The organism is Nocardia goodfellowii, from assembly GCF_017875645.1.
Lineage (GTDB): Bacteria > Actinomycetota > Actinomycetes > Mycobacteriales > Mycobacteriaceae > Nocardia > Nocardia goodfellowii.
Window position 1 is genome coordinate 3,548,812 of record NZ_JAGGMR010000001.1, and the last position, 24,221, is coordinate 3,573,032.

At 68.9% G+C, this 24,221-nt stretch carries 11 protein-coding genes; 10 read left to right on the forward strand and 1 reads right to left on the reverse strand.

Translation table 11 applies throughout. The features are described from left to right. The first annotated feature begins 518 nt into the window (after nucleotides 1–518). The 5 genes from hflX to BJ987_RS16215 all read left to right on the forward strand — a co-directional run bounded on the left by hflX (nucleotide 519) and on the right by BJ987_RS16215 (nucleotide 6,838). Entirely contained in the window at nucleotides 519–2,003 is a 1,485-nt protein-coding gene (gene hflX, locus BJ987_RS16195) for a GTPase HflX (RefSeq protein ID WP_372446940.1), read from the forward strand. Between the two features lie 324 nt (nucleotides 2,004–2,327). Continuing rightward, nucleotides 2,328–2,486: a hypothetical protein gene (locus BJ987_RS16200; protein WP_209890357.1), complete on the forward strand. Its 159-nt coding sequence runs from the start codon at nucleotides 2,328–2,330 to the stop codon at nucleotides 2,484–2,486. A gap of 509 nt (nucleotides 2,487–2,995) precedes the next feature. After that, nucleotides 2,996–3,805, forward strand: a complete 810-nt coding sequence (locus BJ987_RS16205; protein WP_307869630.1) for a lysophospholipid acyltransferase family protein — start codon at nucleotides 2,996–2,998, stop codon at nucleotides 3,803–3,805. 673 nt (nucleotides 3,806–4,478) lie between these two features. After that, nucleotides 4,479–5,534 (forward strand): alpha/beta hydrolase, encoded by a 1,056-nt coding sequence (locus BJ987_RS16210; RefSeq protein WP_209890362.1) that lies wholly within the window; start codon nucleotides 4,479–4,481, stop codon nucleotides 5,532–5,534. Between the two features lie 158 nt (nucleotides 5,535–5,692). Further along, on the forward strand, nucleotides 5,693–6,838 hold the full coding sequence (locus tag BJ987_RS16215) for an acyl-CoA dehydrogenase family protein (protein WP_209890366.1): 1,146 nt from the start codon (nucleotides 5,693–5,695) through the stop codon (nucleotides 6,836–6,838). Between the two features lie 159 nt (nucleotides 6,839–6,997). Here BJ987_RS16215 and BJ987_RS16220 read toward each other — a convergent pair whose 3' ends face one another. After that, nucleotides 6,998–7,921 carry a hypothetical protein gene (locus BJ987_RS16220; protein ID WP_307869631.1) on the reverse strand — a complete coding sequence of 308 codons (924 nt, stop codon included), beginning with the start codon at nucleotides 7,919–7,921 and terminating at the stop codon, nucleotides 6,998–7,000. A 1,122-nt stretch (nucleotides 7,922–9,043) separates the two neighbouring features. On the opposite strand from BJ987_RS16220, the gene BJ987_RS16225 reads away from it, so the two are divergent. The 5 genes from BJ987_RS16225 (at nucleotide 9,044) to BJ987_RS16245 (ending at nucleotide 24,199) form a co-directional block, all read left to right on the forward strand. After that, nucleotides 9,044–9,763: a DUF8020 domain-containing protein gene (locus BJ987_RS16225; protein ID WP_245365989.1), complete on the forward strand. Its 720-nt coding sequence runs from the start codon at nucleotides 9,044–9,046 to the stop codon at nucleotides 9,761–9,763. An 89-nt stretch (nucleotides 9,764–9,852) separates the two neighbouring features. Next, nucleotides 9,853–10,887 (forward strand): FecCD family ABC transporter permease, encoded by a 1,035-nt coding sequence (locus tag BJ987_RS16230; protein ID WP_307869632.1) that lies wholly within the window; start codon nucleotides 9,853–9,855, stop codon nucleotides 10,885–10,887. 79 nt (nucleotides 10,888–10,966) lie between these two features. Continuing rightward, nucleotides 10,967–11,986 carry a FecCD family ABC transporter permease gene (locus BJ987_RS16235; RefSeq protein ID WP_209898506.1) on the forward strand — a complete coding sequence of 340 codons (1,020 nt, stop codon included), beginning with the start codon at nucleotides 10,967–10,969 and terminating at the stop codon, nucleotides 11,984–11,986. A 28-nt stretch (nucleotides 11,987–12,014) separates the two neighbouring features. After that, nucleotides 12,015–12,857 (forward strand): siderophore-interacting protein, encoded by an 843-nt coding sequence (locus BJ987_RS16240; protein WP_209890372.1) that lies wholly within the window; start codon nucleotides 12,015–12,017, stop codon nucleotides 12,855–12,857. A 116-nt stretch (nucleotides 12,858–12,973) separates the two neighbouring features. Then, nucleotides 12,974–24,199 carry a non-ribosomal peptide synthetase gene (locus tag BJ987_RS16245; protein ID WP_209890375.1) on the forward strand — a complete coding sequence of 3,742 codons (11,226 nt, stop codon included), beginning with the start codon at nucleotides 12,974–12,976 and terminating at the stop codon, nucleotides 24,197–24,199. Nucleotides 24,200–24,221 lie beyond the last annotated feature (22 nt).

Sequence of the window (24,221 nt, forward strand, 5' to 3'; positions counted from 1 at the left end):
CGGGCGGTACGGTGAGCTTCATGTACGGGAAATTCGCAGCACTCACCTAGTCGGCACTCGCTGTCGCGTTCGATGAAACGCGCACGGGGGCAAGGCGATTCCGATCACCGCTGCCCGCCGTCCGCTCATCCGACGCCGGCCCCGGCCGGTCGCGTCGCATCGATACCGCTGCATGGCTCCCGCCCCAGTTCCACCGCTGGGACCGGACTTCCGCACTGCGATCATCGCGGCGAGCCGCGCTGCCGACATTCTCCCGAGATCCTCCGGCCCGGACGGCGGGCGCCACCCGCACGATGCCGCCCCGGTTCCGATGATCTTGCAAACCTGACACTCAGCGGCTCGTCACAGGACGCGCCGCGATATTCGATATGCGTCACGGCGTGGCAACGTGGCAGCATGGAGGGCGTATGACGAACCCAGAGACTTTTGACATGACTCCGGCCGACGGTGCGGACGGCACCGAGACGGCCGGAAGCACCGCGGATGCCCGCGATGTGGTCGCCGAACACGCCGCCCGCATGGCAGCGCGCGAGGAGCGACTGAAAGGCACCGCCCATTCCGGGTGGGCCGCCGATCCGGACGGGCCCGACCCCACCGTCGGTGAGATGCAGGTCGAGGAGCGTAGTTCGCTGCGCCGCGTCGCCGGGTTGTCCACCGAACTCACCGACATCACCGAGGTCGAGTACCGGCAGCTGCGCCTGGAACGCGTGGTGCTGGTCGGTGTGTGGACCACCGGTAGCGTCGCGCAGGCCGAAGCGAGCATGGCCGAACTGGCGCTGCTCGCCGAAACCGCCGGTTCGGAGGTGCTGGAGGCGCTGATCCAGCGGCGCGACAAGCCGGACCCGGCCACCTACATCGGTTCCGGCAAGGCCGAGGAACTGCGCGCCGTGGTCCTCGACTCCGGCGCCGACACGGTCATCTGTGACGGTGAACTGACCCCGGCCCAGCTGACGGCGCTGGAGAAGGTCGTCAAGGTCAAGGTGATCGACCGGACCGCCCTGATCCTGGACATCTTCGCCCAGCACGCCACCTCCAGCGAGGGCAAAGCGCAGGTCGCGCTCGCTCAGATGGAATACATGCTGCCGCGGCTGCGCGGTTGGGGTGAGTCCATGTCCCGGCAGGCCGGTGGTCGCGCGGGCGGCAACGGCGGCGGTGTGGGTCTGCGCGGTCCCGGTGAGACCAAGATCGAAACCGATCGTCGCCGCATCCGGGAGCGAATGGCCAAGCTGCGCCGCGAAATTCGCGAGATGAAGACCGCGCGCGACACCAAACGGGCCCGCCGCACCGGCAGCGGTATCCCGTCGGTCGCGATCGTCGGCTACACCAACGCGGGCAAGTCGAGCCTGATGAACAGCCTGACCGGTGCCGGACTCCTGGTGCAGGACGCGCTGTTCGCCACCCTGGACCCGACTACTCGCCGGGCCGCGCTCGACGACGGCCGCGAGGTCGTCTTCACCGACACCGTCGGTTTCGTGCGGCACCTGCCGACGCAGCTGGTCGAGGCCTTCCGCTCCACCCTGGAGGAGGTGACCGGCGCCGACCTGCTGCTGCACGTCGTCGACGGCTCCGACCCGATGCCGGCCGGCCAGATCAAGGCGGTCCGTGAGGTGATCACCGACGTGATCAAGGAGCAGGGCACCGTCGCGCCACCGGAACTGCTGGTGGTCAACAAGATCGACAATGTGGATCCGATGGAGTTGACCCGCCTGCACGCCATGCTCCCGGACGCGGTGTTCGTCTCCGCGCACACCGGCGCGGGCCTGCCGGAATTGCGGGATCGGCTCGCCGAGGTCCTCGGCGGTCTCGATGTGGAGATCAGCGTTCTGCTGCCCTACACCCGAGGCGATCTCCTCGCCCGCATCCACGCCGACGGCCGGATCATCGACTCCACCCACGAAGAGGGCGGAACCCGGGTCCACGCCCGCGTGCCGCACTCCTTGGCCGCGGCGCTGTCGGAGTATGCCCACGCCTCCACCAACGGGGCCGGGCCCGAGCCGGAGTAATACGCGGCGAGCGGCGTTACCCGCTGGAGTCGCGTGATCGCGGCCCGACGGCCGGAGAATGGATGAGATGCCACCTGCGTCATAGAACCGCAGGTGGCATCTCGCTTTTGCGCCTTGCAGCCGCGTGAACACGCTGGTCGGAAATCCCAGCTGGAGTCGCGTGATCGCGAGCCCAACAGCCGAGCAATGCACGAGATGCCATCCGCGTCATAGAACCCCCAGGTGGCATCTCGCTTTCTGCGCCTAGCAGCCGCATGACACGCTGGTCTGTGCCCTCAGCTGGAGTCGCGTGATCGCGGGCCCTACAGCCGAAGAATGCACGAGATGGCACCGGCGTCATGGAACCTCGGGTGGAATTTCGCGTTCCGCGCCCTCCAGTCGGCCGCACGAACATGGTGTTCCGCGCCCTCCAGCCGTATGAACACGCTGGTCGGTGCGCACTACACGCTGCTGGGTGACCTCAGCCGCGCGATCGCGTTGTGAACTCACCGGCCCATCTGTTAGTCGCGGGATGTCGCACATGGTTGGTTGTGGGTCCTGCGTCTCTAGGTGGGTGCCGAAGAAATGAGCGGGCGTCAGGCAATCGCCGCTAGCGTCTGCGCGGTCGCCGTGTTTGCGGCGTGATGGTTAGCGGTGGGCTATCGCTGATGGATTTGGTTACCGCGCTTCGACGCGGGTGGGTCGAGTCGTTCCGGCTCAGCGGAAGCCGGTGGCCGACAGCGATCTTTCAGGGGAGACAGCATCGGCATGGACGGTAGGCGCCTGTCGGCGTCACGGCCGTGCGAGGTTTCAGGCGCTGCTGAGGGGTACCCGACACCTATAACTTGTTGCAGTCGCATACGGTAATCTGTGGCGCACACGGCCGTATCTATCTGCGGCGCAGGGGAATTATTCCAATACGACGATGTGCTGGGATCCGACATTCGATGGGGACACCGATGCCTGAATCCTTGCCTGTTGAGGCAGTTCTGTCCGATGGAGCTCCGCTCGACGTGCGGTTGAGCGAGACCGACAAACTCTTGATCGACGCGATCACCGCGCCGACGCGCGCCTGGACCAGTCCACGTTTCTACGGCTTGGACAACATTCCTGCCGACGGCCCGGTGCTGCTGGTCGGTAACCACACGCTGGTGGGCGGCCTGGACGCGCCGCTGCTGTTGCCGGAAGTGCTGCGCCGCCGCGGCCGGCTGCTGCGCGGGCTCGCCGAAGACGTGCTGATCGGGGTGCCGGGTCTGCGAGATTTCCTGCAGCACTTCGGGATCGTGCGCGGCAACCGCCACAATTGCATGGCGCTGCTGCGGCGGGGCGAGGCGCTGATCGTCTTTCCGGGCGGCGGCCGCGAGGCGGTCGGCCGCAAGGGGGGCCAGAAGTATGTCCTGGATTGGTCCGGGCGCACCGGTTTCGCGCGAATGGCGATCGAGGCGGGCGCGACGATCGTGCCGATCGCGATGATCGGCGGCGACGACGTATACGACATCGTCTTCGACGGGCAGCATCCCGCGATGAGCCCGCTGCGGAAGGTGGTCGAGGCGGTCGGATTGAAGTCGAACCTGACGCCACCGCTGATCCGCGGTCTGGGCCCGACGCTGATTCCGCGTCCGGAGCGGTTCTACTTCTCGGCGGGAGCGCCGATCGATCCGGAACCGTGGCGCGACGAGCACAATGTCGAGGCCGCCGCGGCCGAATTGCGGGACGTGGTGCGCAAGGCGCTGGAGGAGGAGATCAAGTTCCTGCTCGCCGAGCGGGACCGGGACCCCGGTCGGACGCTCACCGGACGTCTGCGCGGGCTGCTGCCCCTATAGTCCGCACGGCCATAACGCCCGCACCGCCGCTCCAATGGACGTTCAGCGAGCGGCGGCGAGGGCGATGGGCGCCACTGCGCGCGTTCGGCTCGGGCGGGTTCGCGTTCGGCTCGGACGGGTCTGCGTTCAGGTCGGGCGGGTTCCTGGTCGGCTCGGACGGGTCCGCGTTCAGCTCGGGCGGGTCCGCGGTCAGCTCGGACGGGTCCGCGTTCAGCTCGGGGGTTCGCGTTCAGGTCGGGCGGGTTCGCGTTTAGGTCGGACGGGTCCGCGGTCAGGTCGAGAGTGCCGGCCGCGCTGATCGAACGCAATGACCTGGATCCCGCGATGCCTAACTCCGGGCAGCGAGCACCGTTTCGCGTTCGGCTGCCAGCATCGCCAAGCGCAACCGCCGATCCTCGGCGGTGGGAGTGGCATGTTCGGCTTCCGAACACCCGGGCCGGACTGGGAATCGACACGGGCCGAGAGTCGCGAATGTCACCGCAACGGTCGCTCCGGACGTGAGTCCTGTCGCACTGTCCCGGCAAACCTGTGTGTCGCGTGGGTCTGTCCCGTGCGGTGCGGCTCGGCCTGAGCTGGGATTGCGTTGAGTGATACGCCAACTGCCTGATGGTCCGCTGATAATCAGGTAGGCAATCTCTCAGCAACTGTTCCGTACGGTTGCGCCATGGTGTGGATGAGCAAGCAATCGGCGGTACTCGCGGGTGTGGTGGCAATGGTGTGCGGCCTAGGCGTCGCCTCAACCGGCCCCGCGACCGCCGCGACCCCGGTGGATCCGATCATTGCCGCCGGTCACCTGCTGGCGTCACCGCAGTCCGCCGACGGCTCACGCATCGCGAGCTATGACATCGTCGACGACCGCACCATCGAGCTCCAGGTCTATTCCGCCGCGATGGACAAGAACATCGAGATCGATGTGCAACGCCCGAACGACGCTTCGGTCCCGCGCCCATCGCTGTATCTGCTCCCCGGAGCAGGCGGCGGCGAGGACAAGGCGACCTGGGCGGCGCAGACCGACGTTCCGCAATTCCTCGCGGGCAAAGACGTGAACGTCATCCAACCTGTCGGCGGCAAGTTCAGCTACTACACCGACTGGGTCGAGGCCGACCCGGAACTCGGTGTCAACAAATGGAAGACCTTCTTCACCGAAGAACTGCCCCCGCTGATCGACGCGGCCCTCGGCACGAACGGCGCCAATGCCATTGCGGGCCTGTCGATGTCGGGCACATCGGTGCTGCAGCTGGCCGAAGCGAAACCGGGGCTGTTCGCGTCGGTCGCGGCCTACAGCGGCGCCGCGCAGATCAGCGACCCGGTCGGCTACGACTTCGTCAGCACCGTGGTGCGCGCGGGCGGCGGCAATCCCGACAATATGTACGGCCCCAAGGGCGACCCGAGATGGGCGCAGAACGATCCGCTGATCCACGCCGACCGGCTGCGCGGCACCGATCTGTTCATCTCCAGCGGTTCCGGTCTGCCCGGACAGTGGGACACCCTCGACGGGACGCACGCGCTGCCGGGTCCGGGCGGGCTGGCCAACCAGGTCGCACTGGGTGGCGCGCTAGAAGGCGCGACCAACTGGGGTTCGCACAACCTGCAAAACCGGCTGAACGAACTCGGTATCCCCGCCACCTACGACTTCACCCCCGTCGGCACCCATTCCTGGGGCTACTGGCAGGACGCGTTCCTGCGATCCTGGCCCGTCCTGGCTCGCGGCATGGGACTGCCCGCCTGATTCGGTCTTCCCAATCCAGTTGCCTGAGAATGTCACCTGATTACCAGGTGAGGCAATTGTTCAAGCCCCAGAAGTGAACTGTGGTTCTCGTTCGGGGTACCGTGGTGGCAACGACGGGTCGGTGTGGACCGCCCGGGTGTGGTCACTAGGAGGTTGGTGTGGAGCGCACACTGTTCGAGCCCGAACACGATTTGTTCCGGGAGTCGTTCCGCAAGTTTCTCGATCAGCATGTCGCCCCGAACCACGCGAAGTGGGAAGAGCAGGGGATCGTCGATCGCGACGTCTGGCTCGAAGCGGGCAAGCAGGGCTTCCTCGGCATGGCCGTGCCGGAGGAGTTCGGCGGCGGCGGCGTCAAGGACTTCCGCTACAACGCCATCATCACCGAGGAGACCGTGCGCGGTCAGTACTCGGGGCTCGGGTTCACCCTGCACAACGACGTCATCGCGCCGTACCTGCTGGAATTGGCCAACGACGAGCAGAAGCAGCGCTGGCTGCCCGGCTTCTGTTCCGGCGAGATCATCACCGCCATCGCCATGACCGAACCCGGCACCGGCTCGGACCTGCAAGGCATCAAAACCCGCGCGGTCAAGGACGGCGACGACTGGATCCTCAACGGCGCCAAGACTTTCATCACCAACGGCATCAATTCCGACATCGTCATCGTGGTCGCCCAGACTGACCCCGACAAGGGTGCGATGGGCTTCAGCCTGCTCGTCGTCGAGCGCGGCATGCCCGGTTTCGAACGTGGCGCCAACCTCGACAAGCTCGGCCTCAAAGCCCAAGACACCGCGGAACTTTCGTTCACCGACGTCCGCGTTCCCGGTAAGAACCTGCTCGGCACCGAAGGCATGGGTTTCATCCACCTCATGCAGAACCTGCCCCAGGAGCGTCTGTCCATCGCCGTCATGGCCGCCGGCGCCATGGAAGCCTGCCTGGACATGACCATCCAGTACGTGCGCGACCGCAAAGCCTTCGGCAAACCCATTGGCGCCCTGCAGAACACACGCTTCGTCCTCGCCGAACTCGCCACCAAGACCACCGCGGTCCGCCTCATGGTCGACCGCTTCATCGAGGACCTGAACGCCGGCAAGCTCTCCGTCGAAGACGCCGCCATGGCCAAGTGGTGGAGCACCGAGGAGCAGGTCGACCTCATCGACCGCTGCCTCCAACTCCACGGCGGCTACGGCTATATGAAGGAATACCCGATCGCCAAGGCGTACATGGATGCCCGCGTGCAGACCATCTACGGCGGCACCACCGAGATCATGAAGGAGATCATCGGGCGCTCGCTGAAGTTGAGCTGAGGGTAGAGCTTTCACCAACGGCCGCACGGATTACCGTGCGGCCGTTGGTGGATCGGCCTGCGTCTGGTGGTTCGGTCCGCGTCTGGCGGTCCGGGCCTGCGCCTGCCGGTTTCGGCCCGCACTTTGTAGTTCCGGCCGGCAGGCCCGCAATGCGGTGATTCAGAGGCTGGCGCCCAGCAGTCCGCCGGCCACTCCGCCCGCGACGGCTCCACCGAGGGCGAAGGGGATGCCGACCGCGGCGGCACCGGCGACGCCGCCGATGACTCCGCCGACAGTGCCGCCCACGGTGATGGCGATGACCGGATTCGCGATCCAGACCGGGGTCGAGACGACCGTGCCGATGAAGGTGCCGACCGCCGCACCGGCCACGCCGCCGACGATGGCGGCCGGGACGCCTGCGCCGACAGCGCCGAGGGCGGCTCCGGCGACGATCCCGGCCGCGATCTTGTCGGCGCGGCCCGGGTCGATGCCGATGGAGCGGCCGCCGGTGGAGATCGCGGCTTCGATGTTCGCGGCGGTGGTGTTCACCGGATCGAGGAGGCGGTCGGGGACGGTGTCCGGGACCGGCCGGGTGTAGTCGCCGAGGCGGAGCGTGCGCGGCGGCGGAGCGATCGGGACCACGGGGGCAACCGGGGTGGGGAGGTGAAGTTCTTGTACGACGATCGGCGGGGCCTGCGTGGGGGCCGGGATCGGTCGACGGTTCTCCGGCACGAGGTAGTCGACCGGTGGGCGGGGCGGTTCGGTGACGATGCCCGGTTGCACAGGTGCGGGGCGAGAAACCGCGGGGCCGGGAATCGCGGTACTCACGCCGGGCTGAAGTGCGGAGTAGCGGGGGACCCGACGGTCACCGGCCGAGGGCGCAGTGTGGGGGCCCGGGGCCGGCGGAACAGAGGCCTGCGTGGTGGGCGACTGCGGGATGGCCGGCTGAGTAATCGCGGAGCCCGGGATGGGTGTGGACGCAACCTGCTGCGGACCGGAGGCGTCGGAACAGGCGACGGCCAGAGCCAGGGGTAGCGCGCCGGCGATCAGGGGACGGAGGGCACGCCGCGACGCGCCGGACTGAACTTCTCGTTGCCGACTCACGTCGAAAAACCTCACCAGGATTGATAGTTGACTCAGGTCGGCCAGGTCAGCCAGCCGCTCGCGAGGCGATATTAGCTGAATGAAAGCTGAGTAGCGCACATGGAGTGCAGCGCTCACGATGCGCGACCGACGATGGGATCGATATGCCCAGCCCAGCTCGGATGCCTCGAGGGGGAGTCGATCTGCTTCGAGATGATTGCTCTTATTTCACTGCGTCACACATGCTGGCGTGCGAGCGGCCGTCGGCAACTCAATTCCGCGCGGTGGTACGAGATCCGTTCAGCGTGTCGCGGCGAGCGCGGCGCGCGAGGGCGTGCTCGGTGGCGCGCTCGCGGCGATGGCGACGACCTACGTGCTGCTGGTGTGTGGTGCGGTTAGCGTCGCCTCGAGTGCTCAAGTGCTCGAGTGCTCGAGTGCTCGAGTGCTCGAGTGCCCGAGTGCCCGAGTGCCCGAGTGGCTGACTGGCCGAGTGGCTGACTGGCTGACTGGCCGAGTGCCCAAGTGTCCGACTGCGAAAAGGCAATCCGGCAACCGGTCCTGCGCCGGGGTGGTAATCCGGCAACTGGTCTGGAGGTCGCGGGGCCGCAGACTGCGCGCTCACGAGATGCCTAAATTGTCATATGCGCATCGTGGTATGTGTTCGTCGAGTCGCCACGACCAGCAAGGGGGCCTCAGGGCAAAGAAGCATCGGTGCCGAATGTGATGAGGCTTCCTGCTCCGCTAGACGCGTTGCGGCGGTGGCTGTGCCGGCAGTGCGTCGGTGCTGGCGGGTGGTTTGGGCGGACGCCTAGCTTTGGTGGTCGGCGCGCCTGCTACTTGATCGTCGCTACTGGGCACGCACATTTCGCCGCCCCACCTGGTCTGATCGCGGTCGCGAATCGTGGGGTCGTGACCGGTCATCGCGATGCCGCTGCACGTCGTGAACATGTTGTCCCCGAATCGCATTGATGTCGTCGGGAGGGGTCGCGTGATCGATGACGCGTCTCCGACCGAGGCCTGGAAGGAACCTGCCCATTGCGCTCCCACTCAGGTTAGGCTAACTTTACCGACGCATGCCGGGTGTTAGCCCAGGCAAGCGCGGACTGTCGAAACAGAGTTAGGAATGGGTACAGCACGATGAGGATGAGGGAATTCGCTGCGGCGTCGATGATTACGGTGGCCGCCCTGACGGTTGCGGGCGGTACCGCCGGCGCCGCCCCGGCCCCGGTTGCACCGCAGGGCGGGTTCACCGTTCCGATCGTGCCCGGCGTGATCAACTACACCACCAACAACGACGGTAATTCCGCCGTCGTCACCACCGACGCGGGCAGCCTGGTGGTCAAGGACGGACAGTTCCAAATCCTTTCCCCCGCAGGCGATATCGTCGGTGGCGTGCCGCTCGAGGTGAACGTGGACGACATCGTCTACCCGATCAGCGCCACCATCGACGGCAACAAGGCGACCTTGCAGCCGGTGCTGGAAGGCGCCTACTACCGCCCGGCCGCGTTCGCGCCCAAGGAGGTCTCCAACAAGGCCGCCGAGCAGCGTGAACAAGCCGCCTGGTCTAAGTTCGGTAGCCGCCTGTCGGTGGGCGCCGCGGTGGGCGCGATCGTCGGCGCGATCGGCGCTGCGGTTGTCGGCTGTGTTGCTGGTGGTGTGCTCGGCCTCGGCCTGACTCTGCCGGTCGCGCTGCTGCTCGGCGGCGGCCCCATCGCGGGTTGCCTCGCCGGCGCCATGACCCTTGGCCCGCTCGGCGCCATGGCTGGCACCATCGTGGTAGGCGCCCCGGTCGCCATCGCGGCGGCGATCGAGTACTTCAGCACCGTGAACGCGCCGCTGCCGCCCGCGGAGCCCGCTAAGTAACGCGTCGCTTGTACGTGGTTTCGGCCGGTACGTCCCCTGTTCGGGGGCGTACCGGCCGCAGCCGTTTGGTGTCGGAGTAGGAGAGATCAGTGGTCGAAACACCCACGGTCACAACGGTAACGACCGCGGTGGCGGCACGGCGGACGCTATGGCTGCTGGTGGGGGTCGGGTTGCTCGCCGCGGTGTGTGTGCTCAGCCTGATGATCGGGGCCCGGGATATCCCGATGGGCACCGCGTGGGATGCGCTGTGGCACTTCGACGGCTCCGACGAGCATGTGGTGGTGCGCACGCTGCGGGTCCCGCGGACCGTGCTCGCGGTGATCGTGGGTGCGGCGCTGGGCGTTTCGGGCGCGTTGATCCAGGCGATGACGCGCAACCCGCTCGCGGACCCGGGAATCCTGGGTGTCAACGCGGGCGCGGGATTCTTTGTCGCGCTGGGTGTCGCGGCCTTCGGCCTCACCAGTGTCTGGTCCTATGTGTGGTTCGCCTTCCTGGGCGCGGCCGTGGTGACTGTCGCGGTCTACGCGCTGGGCTCGCTGGGCCGGGGCGGGGCGACGCCGATTCGGCTGACGCTGGCCGGTGTCGCGCTCGGCGCGGTGCTCAGCGGTATCACCATGGGTTTGATGCTGTTGGACCCCAAGACTTTCGACCAGATGCGCTTCTGGAACGCGGGCACGGTCTCCGGTCGCGGAATGGATATCGTGTGGCCGGTGTCGCTGTTCATCGCTGTGGGCCTGACCCTGGCGATGGCGGTGGCCCGTCCGTTGAACGCGCTGGCGCTCGGCGAGGATCTGGCCCGCGCGCTCGGTACCGATATCGTCCGGACCCGGGTCGCCGCCGTCGCCGCCGTCACCCTGCTGTGTGGTGCGGCCACCGCCGCGGCCGGCCCGATTGGCTTCGTGGGGTTGATGATTCCGCATGTGGCGCGCTGGATCGTGGGGCCGGATCAACGCTGGATCCTGCCCTACTCCATGGTCGGTGCACCGATTCTGCTGCTGGTCGCCGACATCATCGGCCGCGTGGTGATTCGTCCCGACGAACTGGCCGTCGGCATCGTGACCGCTTTCGTCGGCGCGCCCGTCCTGATCGCATTGATTCGCCGCAAGAAAGTGAGCTCCCTATGACGGTGCGTCTGCCTGTCCTGTCGGCGCCCGAGGTGGCCCAGTGGTGAAGACCTCTTCGCGAATCGAGTTCGGCCGCCGGATGGTGGTACTGCGCGCCGGGGACCGGATGTCGGTGCGGATCGGACTGCGGACACCCGCGGTGATCGCGGTGCTGTTGATGCTCAGTGCCGTGGTCGCGGTGCTGGCGTTGGGCACGGGCGAGTACGCGTTGTCGCCGGCGACGGTGCTGCGGGCGGTATTCGGGGATTCGACGCGGCTGGCCGAATTCGTGGTGATGGACCTGCGGATGCCGCGGGTGCTGCTGGCGTTACTGCTCGGCGCGGCGCTGGGCGCCAGCGGTGCGATCTTCCAATCGCTGACCCGCAACCCGCTCGGCAGCCCCGACGTGATCGGATTCAATACCGGCGCCTATACCGGCGCGCTGGTGGTCATGTTGATCTTCGGCGGCGGCTACCGGCAGACCGCTGTCGGTGCGCTGATCGGCGGAATAGTCACCGCCGCAATCATTTACGCGCTGTCGCTGAAAGGCGGCATGCAGGGCTTCCGGTTGATCATCGCGGGCATCGCGATCAGCACCATGTTGCAGTCGGTGAATGTGTGGCTGTTGCTGAAGGTCGACGTGAATACCGCCATGGCGGCGGCGGTGTGGGGTTCGGGTTCGCTGACCGGCCTGGATTGGAGCCAGGTGACGCCGGTCGCCATCGCGCTCGTGGCGCTGCTGCCGGGCGTGCTGTGGCTGGCGTATCGGATGCCGCTACTCGAACTCGGTGATGACACCGCACAGGCGCTGGGTCTGCGGTTGGAGCCGACCCGGCTGGCCGCGGTACTGGTGGGTGTCGCGCTGACCGCGGTCGCGACAGCGGCCGCCGGACCCATCGCGTTCTTGTCTTTGGCCGCACCGCAGTTGGCGCGCCGTTTGACGCGCTCGGCCACGGTCGCACCGGCGCCCGCCGCCGCGCTGGGTGCCTTGCTACTGCTGCTGAGCGATTGGATCGCTCAGCGCGCTTTCGCGCCCACTCAGCTGCCGGTCGGTGTGGTGACCGTGTCGGTGGGCGGCGCGTACTTCGTGTGGCTGCTCGCCCGCGAGGCCCGACGGTGAAACGAATTCGATGGAAAGGAAGTCGCCGATGACAACGCGTGCGCATGTGGAGCGGATCGCCGAGGTCCGGGCCGGAGCCGGGGGCGAGAAGGTGCCCTATCCGATCGGTCTGCGGGAATTGGAGGTGCTGCGCACGGAGATGTTCGGTTCGGCATTGCTGCGCTTGACGTTCGGTGGTCCGGAGCTCGAGGGCTTCGAAAGTCACGCGCCCACCGAGCATGTGCGTTTGGTCTTCCCGGATGCGGATGGGACTCTGCGGTTGCCGGAGAAGGTCGGCCAGAGTTTGAAATGGCCGCGCCCGCTTCCTGTTTCCCGCGAATACACGGTGCGGCGCTACGATGCCGTCGCGGGCGAGCTGGATATCGACTTCGCTTTGCACCCGGGTGGTTTCGCGGCGACGTGGGCCGCGCGGGCCACGCCCGGGACCCGGGTCTACATCGCGGGTCCGCCGGGTGGGCTCGTTGTTCCCGATACCTACGACCGTTATCTGCTCGCCGGTGACATCACCGCCTTGCCCGCTATGGCGAGGTGGCTGGAGACACTGCCGCCTACCGCGTCGGGTTGGGCATTCATCGAAGTGGCGGACGCTTCGGAGGTCATCGAACTGACCGCGCCGCAGGGGGTTCAGGTCACCTGGCTGTTCCGGGACGGCGTCGCCGCCGGGCATTCCGAGGTGCTGGTCCAAGCGGTGCGAGCGGTTCCGGTTCCGGTGGGGGAGCGCGTCTATGCCTGGGTCGCCGGTGAAGCCGTGACCGTGCGTCCGCTGCGCCGGTGGCTGCGCGAGGACTTCGGGTCGGCTCCGGCGGATCACCTGGTCACCGGGTATTGGAAGCGCGGCGTCGCGGATTTCGAAGAGGCGCACGAGCACTAGTGATGTTGCGCGCGCCGCGGCAATCTAGGTTCCAGTTTCGGGGCGCGATGGTTTAGGCTCATTGAAGTTAGGTTTGCCTATCTTTGGCGAGCGGTTCGAAGGATGAGGAGTTCGGTGTGGGTGCGCTGCCAGTTGTGGATTCCGAAGCCGGTGGCACGCGGTTGCTTTCGCTGACGGGTGCGCAGCTCGGCATCTGGAACGCGCAGCGGCTGGATCCCGAGTCGCGCAGCTACCTCGTCGGTGAGGTGCTGGAGATCACCGGCCAGGAGCCGATCGATATCGAACTGCTCACCGAAGCGATCCGGCGGACCATCGGCGAGGCCGAGACTATGCGGCTGCGGATGATCGAAACCCCGGATGGACCACGGCAATTCGTCAGCCCGGCGGAGCCGGAACTACGGCCGATCGCGGATCTGCGCACCGAAGCCGACCCGGTCACCGTCGCGCACGCGCTGGTCGACGCGGAGCGCGGCCGGGCCTCGGAATACTGCCGGCACATGGTGGAGCGCCAGCTCTACACCTATCAGCTGATCCGGCTCACCGACCGCGAAGTCTGGTGCGTGCAGCTCTACCACCACCTGATCGTCGACGGATACAGCGCGGCCATGCTGTCGCGCCGGGTGGCCGCCCACTACACCGGTCTGGTCCGCGACACCGAGGTTGCCGCAGCCGGATTCGGCTCGATCGAGACCCTCGTGGCCGAGGACGAGCATTACCGCGCCGGTGCGCAATTCGAGGGTGACCGCGCCTACTGGCGGGACCTGCTCACCCCGCTGCCCGCCCTGGACGGCCGCGGTCAGCAGGTCGACGGCCCGGCGGAACGCACCATCCAGGCGCGCGCGGTGCTCTCGGCCGCTGATCTGGAGCAGGTCCGCGCGGTCGCGCAGGCCACCGGCACCACCTGGGCCGAAGTACTGATCGCCTGCTACGCGAGCTTCGTGCACCGCCTGCTCGGCGAGTCCGACGTGGTGATCGCCATGCCGCTGATGGCGCGAGTCGGCCGTACCGCGCTGACCACCCCGGCGATGGCGGTGAACGTGCTGCCGCTGCGGCTGACCGTGCGCAGCCACGACACGCTGGCGGCGTTGAGCAAGCAGGTGGCCGACGCGATGCGCGGCCTGCGCGCGCACCAGCGTTACCGCGGCGAGAATCTGGCCCGCGACCTCGGCGCGGCCGGCACCGGCGCGCTGCTGCACGGAATCGGCATCAACCTCAAAGCATTCGACTTCGCCCTGGATTTCGCGGGGGCGGTGGGTGTGCTGCGGAACGTCGCGGGTGGTCCGCCGGAAGATCTGGGGCTCACCGTGACTCCGATCGCGGACGGCGCGGTCCAGCTGGGTTTCGAGGTGGACGCCCGCACCAACAGTCGCGAGACGGTGCAGCGGCGTTTGTCGGGTCTGGTGCGAATCATCCAGGGGCTCAGCGCTTCCGGTGATCCGTCGATCGGCCGCGTGCGGCTGTCCGCGGCGGGCGAGAGCGAGCGCCTGCTGGCGGAGCGGGCCGCGCCCGCGCTGCCCGGCGTCCCCGAAGACGTTCCCACCGCGCTGAATCGGCTCGCCGAACAGTCACCCGACGCGGTTGTTCTGGTGTGCGGGGAAGAACGGCTCACCGCCGCTGAGCTCGCGAGCCGGGTGCATCGGCTGGCGCGGTCGTTGCGTGCCCGGGGGATCGGCCCGGAAGACCTGGTCGCCGTCGCCCTGCCCCGCACGGCGGGCCTGGTGGTTGCGCTGCTGGCGGTGCTCGACGCGGGGGCGGCGTACGTGGCGCTGGATCCGGAGCATCCCGCACAGCGATTGCGCGCCATCATCGACGACGCACGACCGGCTCTGGTGCTGAGCTGCGCGGGAATCGCCGACTCGCTCACCGGCGACGGTCGTCCGGAACCGATTCTGTTCGAATCGGATTCGTTCACCGCCGAACTCGCCGCCCGAGCGGCGGGCCCGCTGAGCGCCGGGGAACTCGCCGCCGCACGCGACCGCGAGCATCTGGCCTACGTCATCTACACCTCCGGCTCCACCGGCACACCGAAGGGCGTGCTGGTGCGCACCGGCGGCCTGGCCCACCTGCTGCACCACCATCGGAACACGATCTACGCCGACGCCGCCGCACGTGCCGGCGACCGGCAACTGCACACCGCGCACACCGCGTCGTTCGCCTTCGACGCCTCCCTCGATCAGCTGCTGTGGCTGTTGAGCGGGCACCGCGTGCACGTCTACGACGCCGAATTGCAGCGGGACGCGGCGGCTCTGGTCGCGGCCTTCGCCCGGGACGGGATCGATGTCGTCGACACCACCCCGTCGATGGGCGCGGCCCTGGTCGACAACGGTCTGCTGACCGCCGCCCGGCCGCAGCTGCTGGTGATCGGCGGCGAGGCGGCCCCACCGGCGCTGTGGGACACCATCCTCGATGCCGGAATCGCCGGCCACAATCTCTACGGACCGACCGAGGCCACCGTCGACGCCATCGGCACCCCCATCGCGGAGGGCACGCCCCGCATCGGCCACCCGCTCGCGGGTACCCGGACCTACCTGCTCGACAGCGCGCTGCTCCCGGTGGCGGATGGTGAACGCGGCGAACTTTATTTGGCCGGGCCACAATTGGCGCGCGGCTACCTCGGCCGTCCGGCGGCTACCGCCGACCGCTTCGTCGCCGACCCGTTCGGCGCACCCGGCGAGCGCATGTATCGCACCGGTGACCGCGCCCGCTGGGTGCCGGGTCTGGGCTACGAATTCCTCGGACGCAACGACAAGCAGGTCAAGATCCGCGGTCACCGCGTGGAATTGAGCGAAGTGGAAGCGGTTCTGGGCGCGCTGCCGGGCGTCGCCGCCTCCGCGGCCGTGATCACCACGACCACCCCCGCCCAGCTCATCGGTTATGTCGTCGCGACGGCCGGAAGCACGCTGCCGACCCCCGACGAGCTGCGGCGCACCCTGGCCGCCGATGTCCCCGACCACCTCGTGCCCGCGGCGATCGTGCTCCTCGACGAACTGCCGGTGACGGTCAACGGCAAACTCGACCGTGCGGCTTTGCCTGCGCCGCAGCTGGATTCGCACGGCCGCGCACCCCGCACGGAACGCGAAACCGTGCTGTGTGAGGTGATTGCCGACGTCCTCGGTCGCCCCCGCGTCGCCGTCGACGACGACTTCTTCGGCCTCGGCGGTGACAGCATCACCGCCATCAGCGTGAGCAGTCGCTTGCGTGCCCGCGGCCTGATCCTGCAACCGAAAGAGCTGCTCGCGCAACGCGATCTGGCGACGCTGGCCACGCAAGCCGCGGCCGTCGAAGCCGACCGGGCGCCCCGCATCCCGGACGTCGCGACCGGCACCGTGCCGATCCCGCCGATCGTGCGTGCGCTGTTCGAGCGCAACCCCGACCTGTCCGCCGTGGCCGGATATGCCCAGTGGACAACGGTTCTGGTGGCGGAGGCCCTGTCGCTGGCCGACCTCATCACCGCCGTGCAGACCATCCTCGACCGCCACGACGCGCTGCGCCTGCTGCTGCGCCGGGATTCCGCCAGCGGTGCCCCCGATTTGATCATCCGCGATGTCGGTGCGGTGTCCGCCCCCGACGTCGTCACCGAAGTGCCGGAACCCGCCGGCACGGATTCGGCCGAAGCCCTCGACGAGGCGGTCCGGAATCTGGCGGAACAGACCGCGGCCCGGCTCGACCCGCACGCCGGAGACCTGCTTCGCGTTGTGCTGCTGCGCACCGAGACCGGTCCGGATCGATTGATCGTCGTAGCGCACCACCTGATCGTCGATGGGGTGTCCTGGCGCATCCTGCTTCCCGACCTGCACGAAGCGGCTCGGGCGGCACGCGAACGGCGAGCATTGCCCCCGTTCCCGGCCGGCACGTCGTGGCGACGGCATGCGACCGTGCTGGCCGAGCAAGGCGCGAGCGGCGCGCGACGCGCCGAACTGGCCTACTGGCAGTCGGCACTCGACGCGGCTGTCCCGTTGGGTGCTCGTGCCCTGGATCCGTCCCTGGACCCGGTCGAAACCGCCGTGCGCACACACACTTTCGCCTCCGCGGACCTCACGCACGCACTGCTGACGACGCTGCCGAACGCCTATCGCGCCCGGGTCGACGAGGTGTTGCTCGCGGCGCTGATGCTCGCGCTGCGCTCGTGGCGGCAGTCCCGCGGCGAGGCCGGCGCCGCCGGTCAGCTCGTGGCCGTGGAGAGCCATGGCCGCGACGCGCTCACCGCCGACACCGATTTCGCGCGCACCATCGGCTGGTTCACCAGTGAGTACCCGGTGCGGGTGCCGACAGCGGCGATCGCCGCGGCCGACGACCTGTCCGACGCCTTGGACGGCGGTGACGCCGCCGGACGGTTGTTGCGCGCGGTGAAGGAAGCCAAGCGCGCGGTCCCGGACGGTGGCGTCGGCTTCGGTGTGCTGCGCTATCTCGATCCCGACACCGCGCCCGTCCTGGCCCGGCTCGGCGCTCCCGAACTGCTGCTCAACTACCTCGGTCGATTCCCCGCCCTGCCCGGAACCGGATGGCGGCTGCCCGAGCGGGATCCGTTCGCGGTCTTCGAACCGTCGGCCAAGGCGCTGTCGGAAGTGCTGGCGCTCAACGTCTTCGTGCACGAATCGCCGGCCGAGGAGCGGCTGGCCGTCGAGTGGACGGCCGCCTCGAACGTGCTGGACGCGGCCGATGTGGCCGCGTTGCAGGAACATTGGGAACTGGCCCTGGAGGCGCTCGCGGCACACGCGGTGCTGGCTCCGGGTGGTCTGACACCGTCGGATTGTCCCGAGGTCGAGGTGGACCAGGACGGCATCGACGAACTCGAAGCCGTGCACGGCCCGCTCGCGGATCTACTGCCGTTGTCGCCCCTGCAGGAAGGGCTGCTGTTCCACGCGGTCCGCGACGGCGAGAACGATGTCTACACGCTGACAGCGCGATTCGACCTCACCGGTCCGCTCGACGCCGACCGGCTCGTCCGGGCCTTCGATCGGGTCGTCGCCCGGCACTCGAATCTCGGCGCGGCGTTCCACTATGAGCAGTTCGAGCGGCCGGTGCAGGCGATTCCGCGTGCGGTGCGGGTGCCGTGGCGGCACGTCGACCTGTCCGCGCTGCCCGCCCGCGCCGCGCTGCGCTCGGCGGACCGGCTGGAAGACGAAGTGGCGGCACAGCTGTTCGACGTGAGCACCGCTCCGCTGCTGCGCGCGTTGCTGATTCGCCTGCCCGGCGACGCGCACCGGCTCGTGCTCAACGCGCACCATCTGCTCACCGACGGCTGGTCCACGCCGATCATGGTGCGAGAACTACTCGCGCTGTATCACGCCGCCGACGACCACGAACTGCCCGCACCGGCGCACTACCGCGACTACCTGCGGTGGATCGCCGACCGCGATCACGCGGTGGCGCAACGGATTTGGGGCGAACGCCTTGCCGGGCTGACCGACCCGACGCTGGTCGGCGCACCCGGTGCTCGCGGCACCCGCTCCGCGCTGCGCGTGCCGCTTCCCGAAGCGGCCGCCGCCGCGCTGTCCGCGCTCGGCCGCGCCCGCGCGCTCACCTTGAACACCCTCGTGCAGGGTGCCTGGGCGGCCGTGCTCGCCGAACTCACCGGCCGCCACGACGTGGTCTTCGGCGCGACCGTCTCCGGACGGCCCGCGGACCTGCCCGGCGTCGAATCCATGGTGGGCCTGTTCAGCAACACCATCCCGGTGCGCCTGACCATCGATCCGGCGCAACCGCTGCTCGACCAGTTCACCCGGCTGCAGGAGGCGCAATTCGCCATCCAGGAGGTCGAGCACACCGGTCTGGCCGAGGTCGAGCGGATCGCCGGCCTCGGTCAGCTCTTCGACACTCTGGTGTTGTTCGAGAATTTCCCGAATTCCGGTCCGGGGCAACCGGAATCGCATGATCTGCGCGTCGCGGGCTTCACCAATCGCGGTGTCACGCACTATCCGATCACTCTGCTCGCGCCGCCCAGCGCCGGGCTGGATCTGATCCTGGATCACGACACCGCCGCCGTCCCGGCGGAATTGGCACAGCGGACGGCCACCCGCTTGGTCGACATCCTCACCGGATTGATCGCCGCTCCGGAGCAGACCGCCGCCGCCTTGTTGACGGAGGCGCCGGATCCGTCGGTGCTCAGCCGTCCCCGCCGTGCGGTCACCACGGTGTCGCGGGTATCAGAAGCCGCGCCCGCCGCACAGCTGCCGGACGGCGCTGTGCCCGAGGGAGCTGATCCGGCCGGCGGTGGTTCCGCCGGTGTCCTCGAAGCCGTCCGTGCTTGCGCGGCAAAGGTTCTCGAAGTGCCGGAGGTCGGCCCCGACGACGACTTCTTCGGCCTCGGCGGTCATTCGCTGACCGCCATGCGCCTGGTCGGCGCCCTCCGCAAACTCGGCCTGCGCATCGTCGTCGCCGATATCTTCGACGCCCCGACCGCCCGGGGCCTGGCGGCTTGCGCCGTGATCGATCCGGTGCGCTGGGCACAGGCCCGCCCGGATCGGCGCACCTCGCGCGATGAATCCCTTGCGGCGGAGTTCTCACCCGGTGTGGTTGCCGATCCGACGAACGCTGCCCCGAGCTCGCAGCCTGCAAGCCCCTCGTCTCGGCACTCGGTCGTTCCCGTCGAGCCGGACCCGGAGCGGCGCACGGAAGTCCCGCCCGGTGTCGCGGTCGGCTTCGCGGCACAGGTGCGGCGTACCCCGGATTCCGTAGCCCTGATCGATGCGGGACAGTCCCTGACCTATGGCCAGCTCGGGGCCAGGGTGGACGATCTGGCGCGGCGGTTGTACGCGGCCGGTGCGGGGCCCGAACGGGTTGTGGCCGTGGCGCTTCCGCGTTCGGCCGACCTCGTCGTCGGTCTGCTCGCGGTGCTGCGCGTCGGTGCCGCCTACCTGCCGCTCGATGTCGACTATCCGGCGCAGCGGCTGGAGTACATGCTCGAGGACGCGAACCCGCTCTGTGTGCTGACCAGCTCGGTGGTGGCTGATCGGTTGCCTGCCGGGGCTCCTCGGACGCTGCTGGTCGACAACACGGAGGCCGTCGACGCCTCGGTCACCCTGCCCGAGCCGCCGCGCGCCGGTGCGCACCTGGCCTACGTCATCCACACCTCCGGGTCGACCGGTAACCCGAAGGGCGTGCTGATCACCAGCGCGAACCTCGCGGCGTTCGCCGAGACCGTGGTCGCCGACGGCTGGATCCGTCCCGACGACCGGTTCGTCGCGGTCACCACGGTGTCCTTCGACATCGCGGTGCTGGAGTTGCTGTGCCCGCTGACCGCCGGCGCCACCGTGGTGGTCGCCGACCGTCCGACGGTGCTCGACCCGGACGCGTTGCACGCCTTGATCTCCGAGACCGGCGCGACCGTGGTGCAGGCGACGCCGTCGCTGTGGCGAGTGCTGGTCGAGCACGAGGACGCCGGGCGGCTCGGTTCGGTGCGTGCGCTGGTGGGCGGGGAGGCGCTGCCCGCCGACCTCGCCGAGGAGATGGTCGCGCACTGCGCCGCCGTGCGAAATGTGTACGGACCCACCGAGGTGACGGTGTGGGCGACCTGTGCCGAATTGGCCGCTGGCGACCCGGTCACCATCGGCGCGCCGTGGACCGACGTGCACGTCCGGGTACTCGGCGACGACCTCCGGGACGCGCCCGAGGGTGCGTTGTATCTCGGTGGCGCCCAGGTCGTCCGGGGCTACCTGAACCGGCCCGCCATGACCGCCGGCCGTTTCGTCGCCGATCCGGCGCACCCGGGACGGCGGTTGTACCGCACCGGTGATCTGGTGCGCCGCACCGGCGATGGACTGCTGTTCCTCGGCCGCGCCGACGACCAGGTGAAGGTGCGCGGCTTCCGCATCGAACTCGGCGAGGTCGAGTCCGCGTTGCGCCGGGTGCCGGGGGTGCGTGCCGCCGCCGCGTGCGTGCGCGCCGATTCGGCTGGTACCGGAAGGCTTTTCGGCTACGTGGTCAGTGCGGACGGTGCGGTGCTCGATCCCGTGGCGGTGCGTGCGGGAGTCGCCGCGCTGGTACCGGAATACATGGTGCCGCAGTCGATCACGACGGTTCCGGCGCTGCCGTTGACCCTGAACGGCAAACTCGACCGAAAGGCGCTGCCGGGCGCGACGTCGGCCGGCGCGACCGCGTCTCCGCCGCCGCTGCTGGAGTTGGCGGCCGAGGACCGCGCGCGCCTGGATGTCCTGAGCCCCGGGTGGGTCGAAGCGTTGCCGTTGGGCCCGCTGCAGGAGGGCATGTACTTCCAATCATTGCTGGACAGTGCCGCCGGTAGCGATGCCTACCATATGCAGCCTCGATTCTCCTTCGCCGCAACGGATTCCGGCGCGGCCGCGGTCGACGTGCCCGCGCTGCGCGCCGCCGCCGACGCGCTGCTGCGCCGATACCCGAACCTGCGGGCGGGATTCACCCACGCCGGTTTCGCCCAGCCGGTCCAGTTCATCCCGGCCGCCGCGACCATGCCGTTCCGCGAGGTCGATCTCACCGCGCTGCCGGAAGCCGACGTCGCCGCGGCGCTGCGCGAACTCGACCAGACCGAGTTCGCGACGCCGTTCGACTACACCGCGCCGCCGCTGATCCGGATGACCCTGGCGTGGTTGCCCGGCGGTGGCGCGTACCTGGTGTGCACCCAGCACCACCTGCTCACCGACGGCTGGTCGCAGACCTTGATGTACCGCGAACTGTTCGCGCTGTATGAGCAGGCCCGCGCCGGCGTCACCGCGCTGGACGCGGTACTGCCCGCGCCCGCCGATTTCCGCGACCATCTGCGCTGGCTCGCCGAAACCGACAGCGCCGCCGCCGAATCCGCCTGGTCGGCCTATCTCGCGGACCTGCGCCAGCCCACACTGGTCGCCTCGAAGCAGGCCGCCGAGAAGGCGGAGCTACCGGTCTTCACCCGGACCGGCCTGTCCGACAGCACGACCCGGGCGTTGCACGGTTTCGCGCGCGGCGCCGGAGTCACCTTGTCCACGGTGGTCTCCACCGCCTGGGGCTTGGCGCTGCGCGCCGGCACCGGTACCGATGACGTGGTCTTCGGCGCGACCGTGTCCGGCCGTTCGCCCGAGGTGCCCGACGCCGACCGGATGGTGGGCCTGGCGCTCAATACCGTGCCCGTGCGGGTCCGCACGCGTCCCGGCGAACGCCTCACCGACCTGGTGCGCCGGGTATTCCGGGAACAGGGCCGTCTCACCGAACACCACCAGCTCGGCCTCGGCCGGATCCAGCGGGCGGCGGGCGTCCCGGCACTGTTCGACACCCTCACCGTCTTCCGCAATGTGCCCCGTGATCACGAGGCACAGTCGGAGATGTTCCAGCGCAACGGAATCACCGGTTTCGACGCGATCGACGGCACGCACTACGCGATCACTCTCGACATCGACCCGGGATCACCGGCCACGCCGATGGCGATCACCTGCGAGCATCGCCCCGACCTGGTCACCGACGGCGAAGCCGCCGCGCTCCTGGAACGTCTGGTGGCGGTGCTGGGCCTGTTCGCCACCGAAGCCGCTGCGCACGTGGCCGATACGGTCGTGCCCGCGGCGAGCACCCCCCTGGAGTTCGCTCCGGAACGCGTCGCGGTACCCGAGCCCGGTCAACCGGGCGGCAGTGTCGACGCGCTGCTGCGCGAGCGCGCACAGGCGACACCGGAGGTGACAGCACTGGTGTGCGGCCCGGTCTCGCTCACCGCCCGGGAACTCGACACCCGGGTGGACCGGCTGGCTCGCGTTCTCGCGGGCGGCGGCGTCGGCTCCGGTGACACCGTCGCGCTGGCGCTGCCCCGCACGGCTGATCACGTGGTCGCGATCTTCGCGGTCATGCGCACCGGTGCGGCCTACCTCCCGCTCGATCTCGCGCACCCGCCCGCCCGCCTGCGGGACCTGATCGCCGACAGCGCCGCCGCGGCGGTGATCTCGACGACCGCCGAGGCGAGCGCGTTGCTCGACGAGAACCATCGCGCGGTGCTGCTCGACGACCCCGCGGTCGCCGACGTGCTCGACGGCCGCAGCGCCGCACCGGCCGTGCCGGACATCGCCGTAGGCGGCCCGGTCACCGCGGACCAGCCCGCCTACGTCATCTACACCTCGGGATCGACCGGTAAGCCCAAGGGCGTCGTGGTCGGCCATCGCGGGCTGACCGCGATGTACCACAACCACGTCGACGAAATCTTCCGGCCTACCGAACAATCCGCGAACCGGGGCCGGTTACGGATCGCGCACACAGTGTCCTTCTCCTTCGACATGTCCTGGGAGGAATTGTTCTGGCTGCTCGCCGGTCACGAGGTACACGTCATCGACGAACGAGCTCGCCTGGAACCCACCGCACTGGTGCGGCACTACCGCGCGGTCGGCATCGACGTCATCAACGTGACGCCGTCCTACGCGCGGGAACTCATCGCGGGCGGCCTGCTCGACGGTGAGCACATCCCGGCCCTGGTGATCCTCGGTGGTGAAGCGGTACCCGCCGACCTGTGGACGCGGTTGCGCGAACAGCCCGGCGTCGACGGCTACGACCTCTACGGGCCGACGGAGTTCACCATCAACGCGATGGGCTCGCCCGTACAAGGCTCCAGCACACCGTGTTTGGGTCGACCGGTCCGCAATGCGCGTGCGCGCGTGCTGGATTCGGGTCTGCGCGAAGTCCCGGTCGGCGCGGTGGGTGAGCTGTACATGTCCGGAGACGGTGTCGCCCTGGGCTACCTGGACCGGCCCGGCCTCACCGCGACCGCCTTCGTCCCCGACCCGTGGTCCGCCGGTGCGCGCATGTATCGCACCGGAGATCTGGTGCGGCGCAGGCGCGACGGCCAACTCCAGTACCTGGGCCGCGGCGACCACCAGGTGAAGATCCGGGGCGTGCGCATCGAACTCGGCGAAGTCGAAGCCGCGCTGGCCGCCTGTGCCGGGGTACGCCGGGCCGCGGCCCACGTCCGCCGCGACGCGGCCGGCACGACCCGCCTGATCGGCTACGTCGTCCCCGAGCCGGGCCGGGTTCTCGAGGACCTGCGACCCGAATTGCGCAAGCGGCTACCCGCCCAGCTGGTGCCCTCGGACATCGTGGTCATCGCGTCGATCCCGTTGACCCCCAACGGGAAACTCGACCGCGCCGCCCTGCCCGAACCCCCGGCGCGCAGCACCGGCGGCGGACCGCGTACCGACACCGAACGAGCGCTCTGCGCGGTCTTCGCCCGGGTCCTCGGCGTCGCCGAGATCGCCGATGTCGAGGACAGCTTCTTCGACCTCGGCGGCGATTCCCTGCGGGTCATGCGCCTGGTCGGCGAACTGGAGCGGGAGTTCGGCGTCACTCTCGCGGTCGGCACGGTGCTGGCCCAGCCGACCGTCGCCGACCTCGCCGCAGTCCTGGAGTCCACCCGAGTTTGAGCCCCAGCAAGGGGCTTACCCA

Bases quoted from the DNA above. Each gene is read 5' to 3' on its own strand.
- hflX (WP_372446940.1), top strand. From the start codon at position 519: ATGGCAGCGCGCGAGGAGCGACTGAAAGGCACCGCCCATTCCGGGTGG.
- BJ987_RS16200 (WP_209890357.1), top strand. From the start codon at position 2,328: ATGGCACCGGCGTCATGGAACCTCGGGTGGAATTTCGCGTTCCGCGCC.
- BJ987_RS16210 (WP_209890362.1), top strand. From the start codon at position 4,479: ATGAGCAAGCAATCGGCGGTACTCGCGGGTGTGGTGGCAATGGTGTGC.
- BJ987_RS16225 (WP_245365989.1), top strand. From the start codon at position 9,044: ATGAGGGAATTCGCTGCGGCGTCGATGATTACGGTGGCCGCCCTGACG.
- BJ987_RS16235 (WP_209898506.1), top strand. From the start codon at position 10,967: ATGGTGGTACTGCGCGCCGGGGACCGGATGTCGGTGCGGATCGGACTG.
- BJ987_RS16240 (WP_209890372.1), top strand. From the start codon at position 12,015: ATGACAACGCGTGCGCATGTGGAGCGGATCGCCGAGGTCCGGGCCGGA.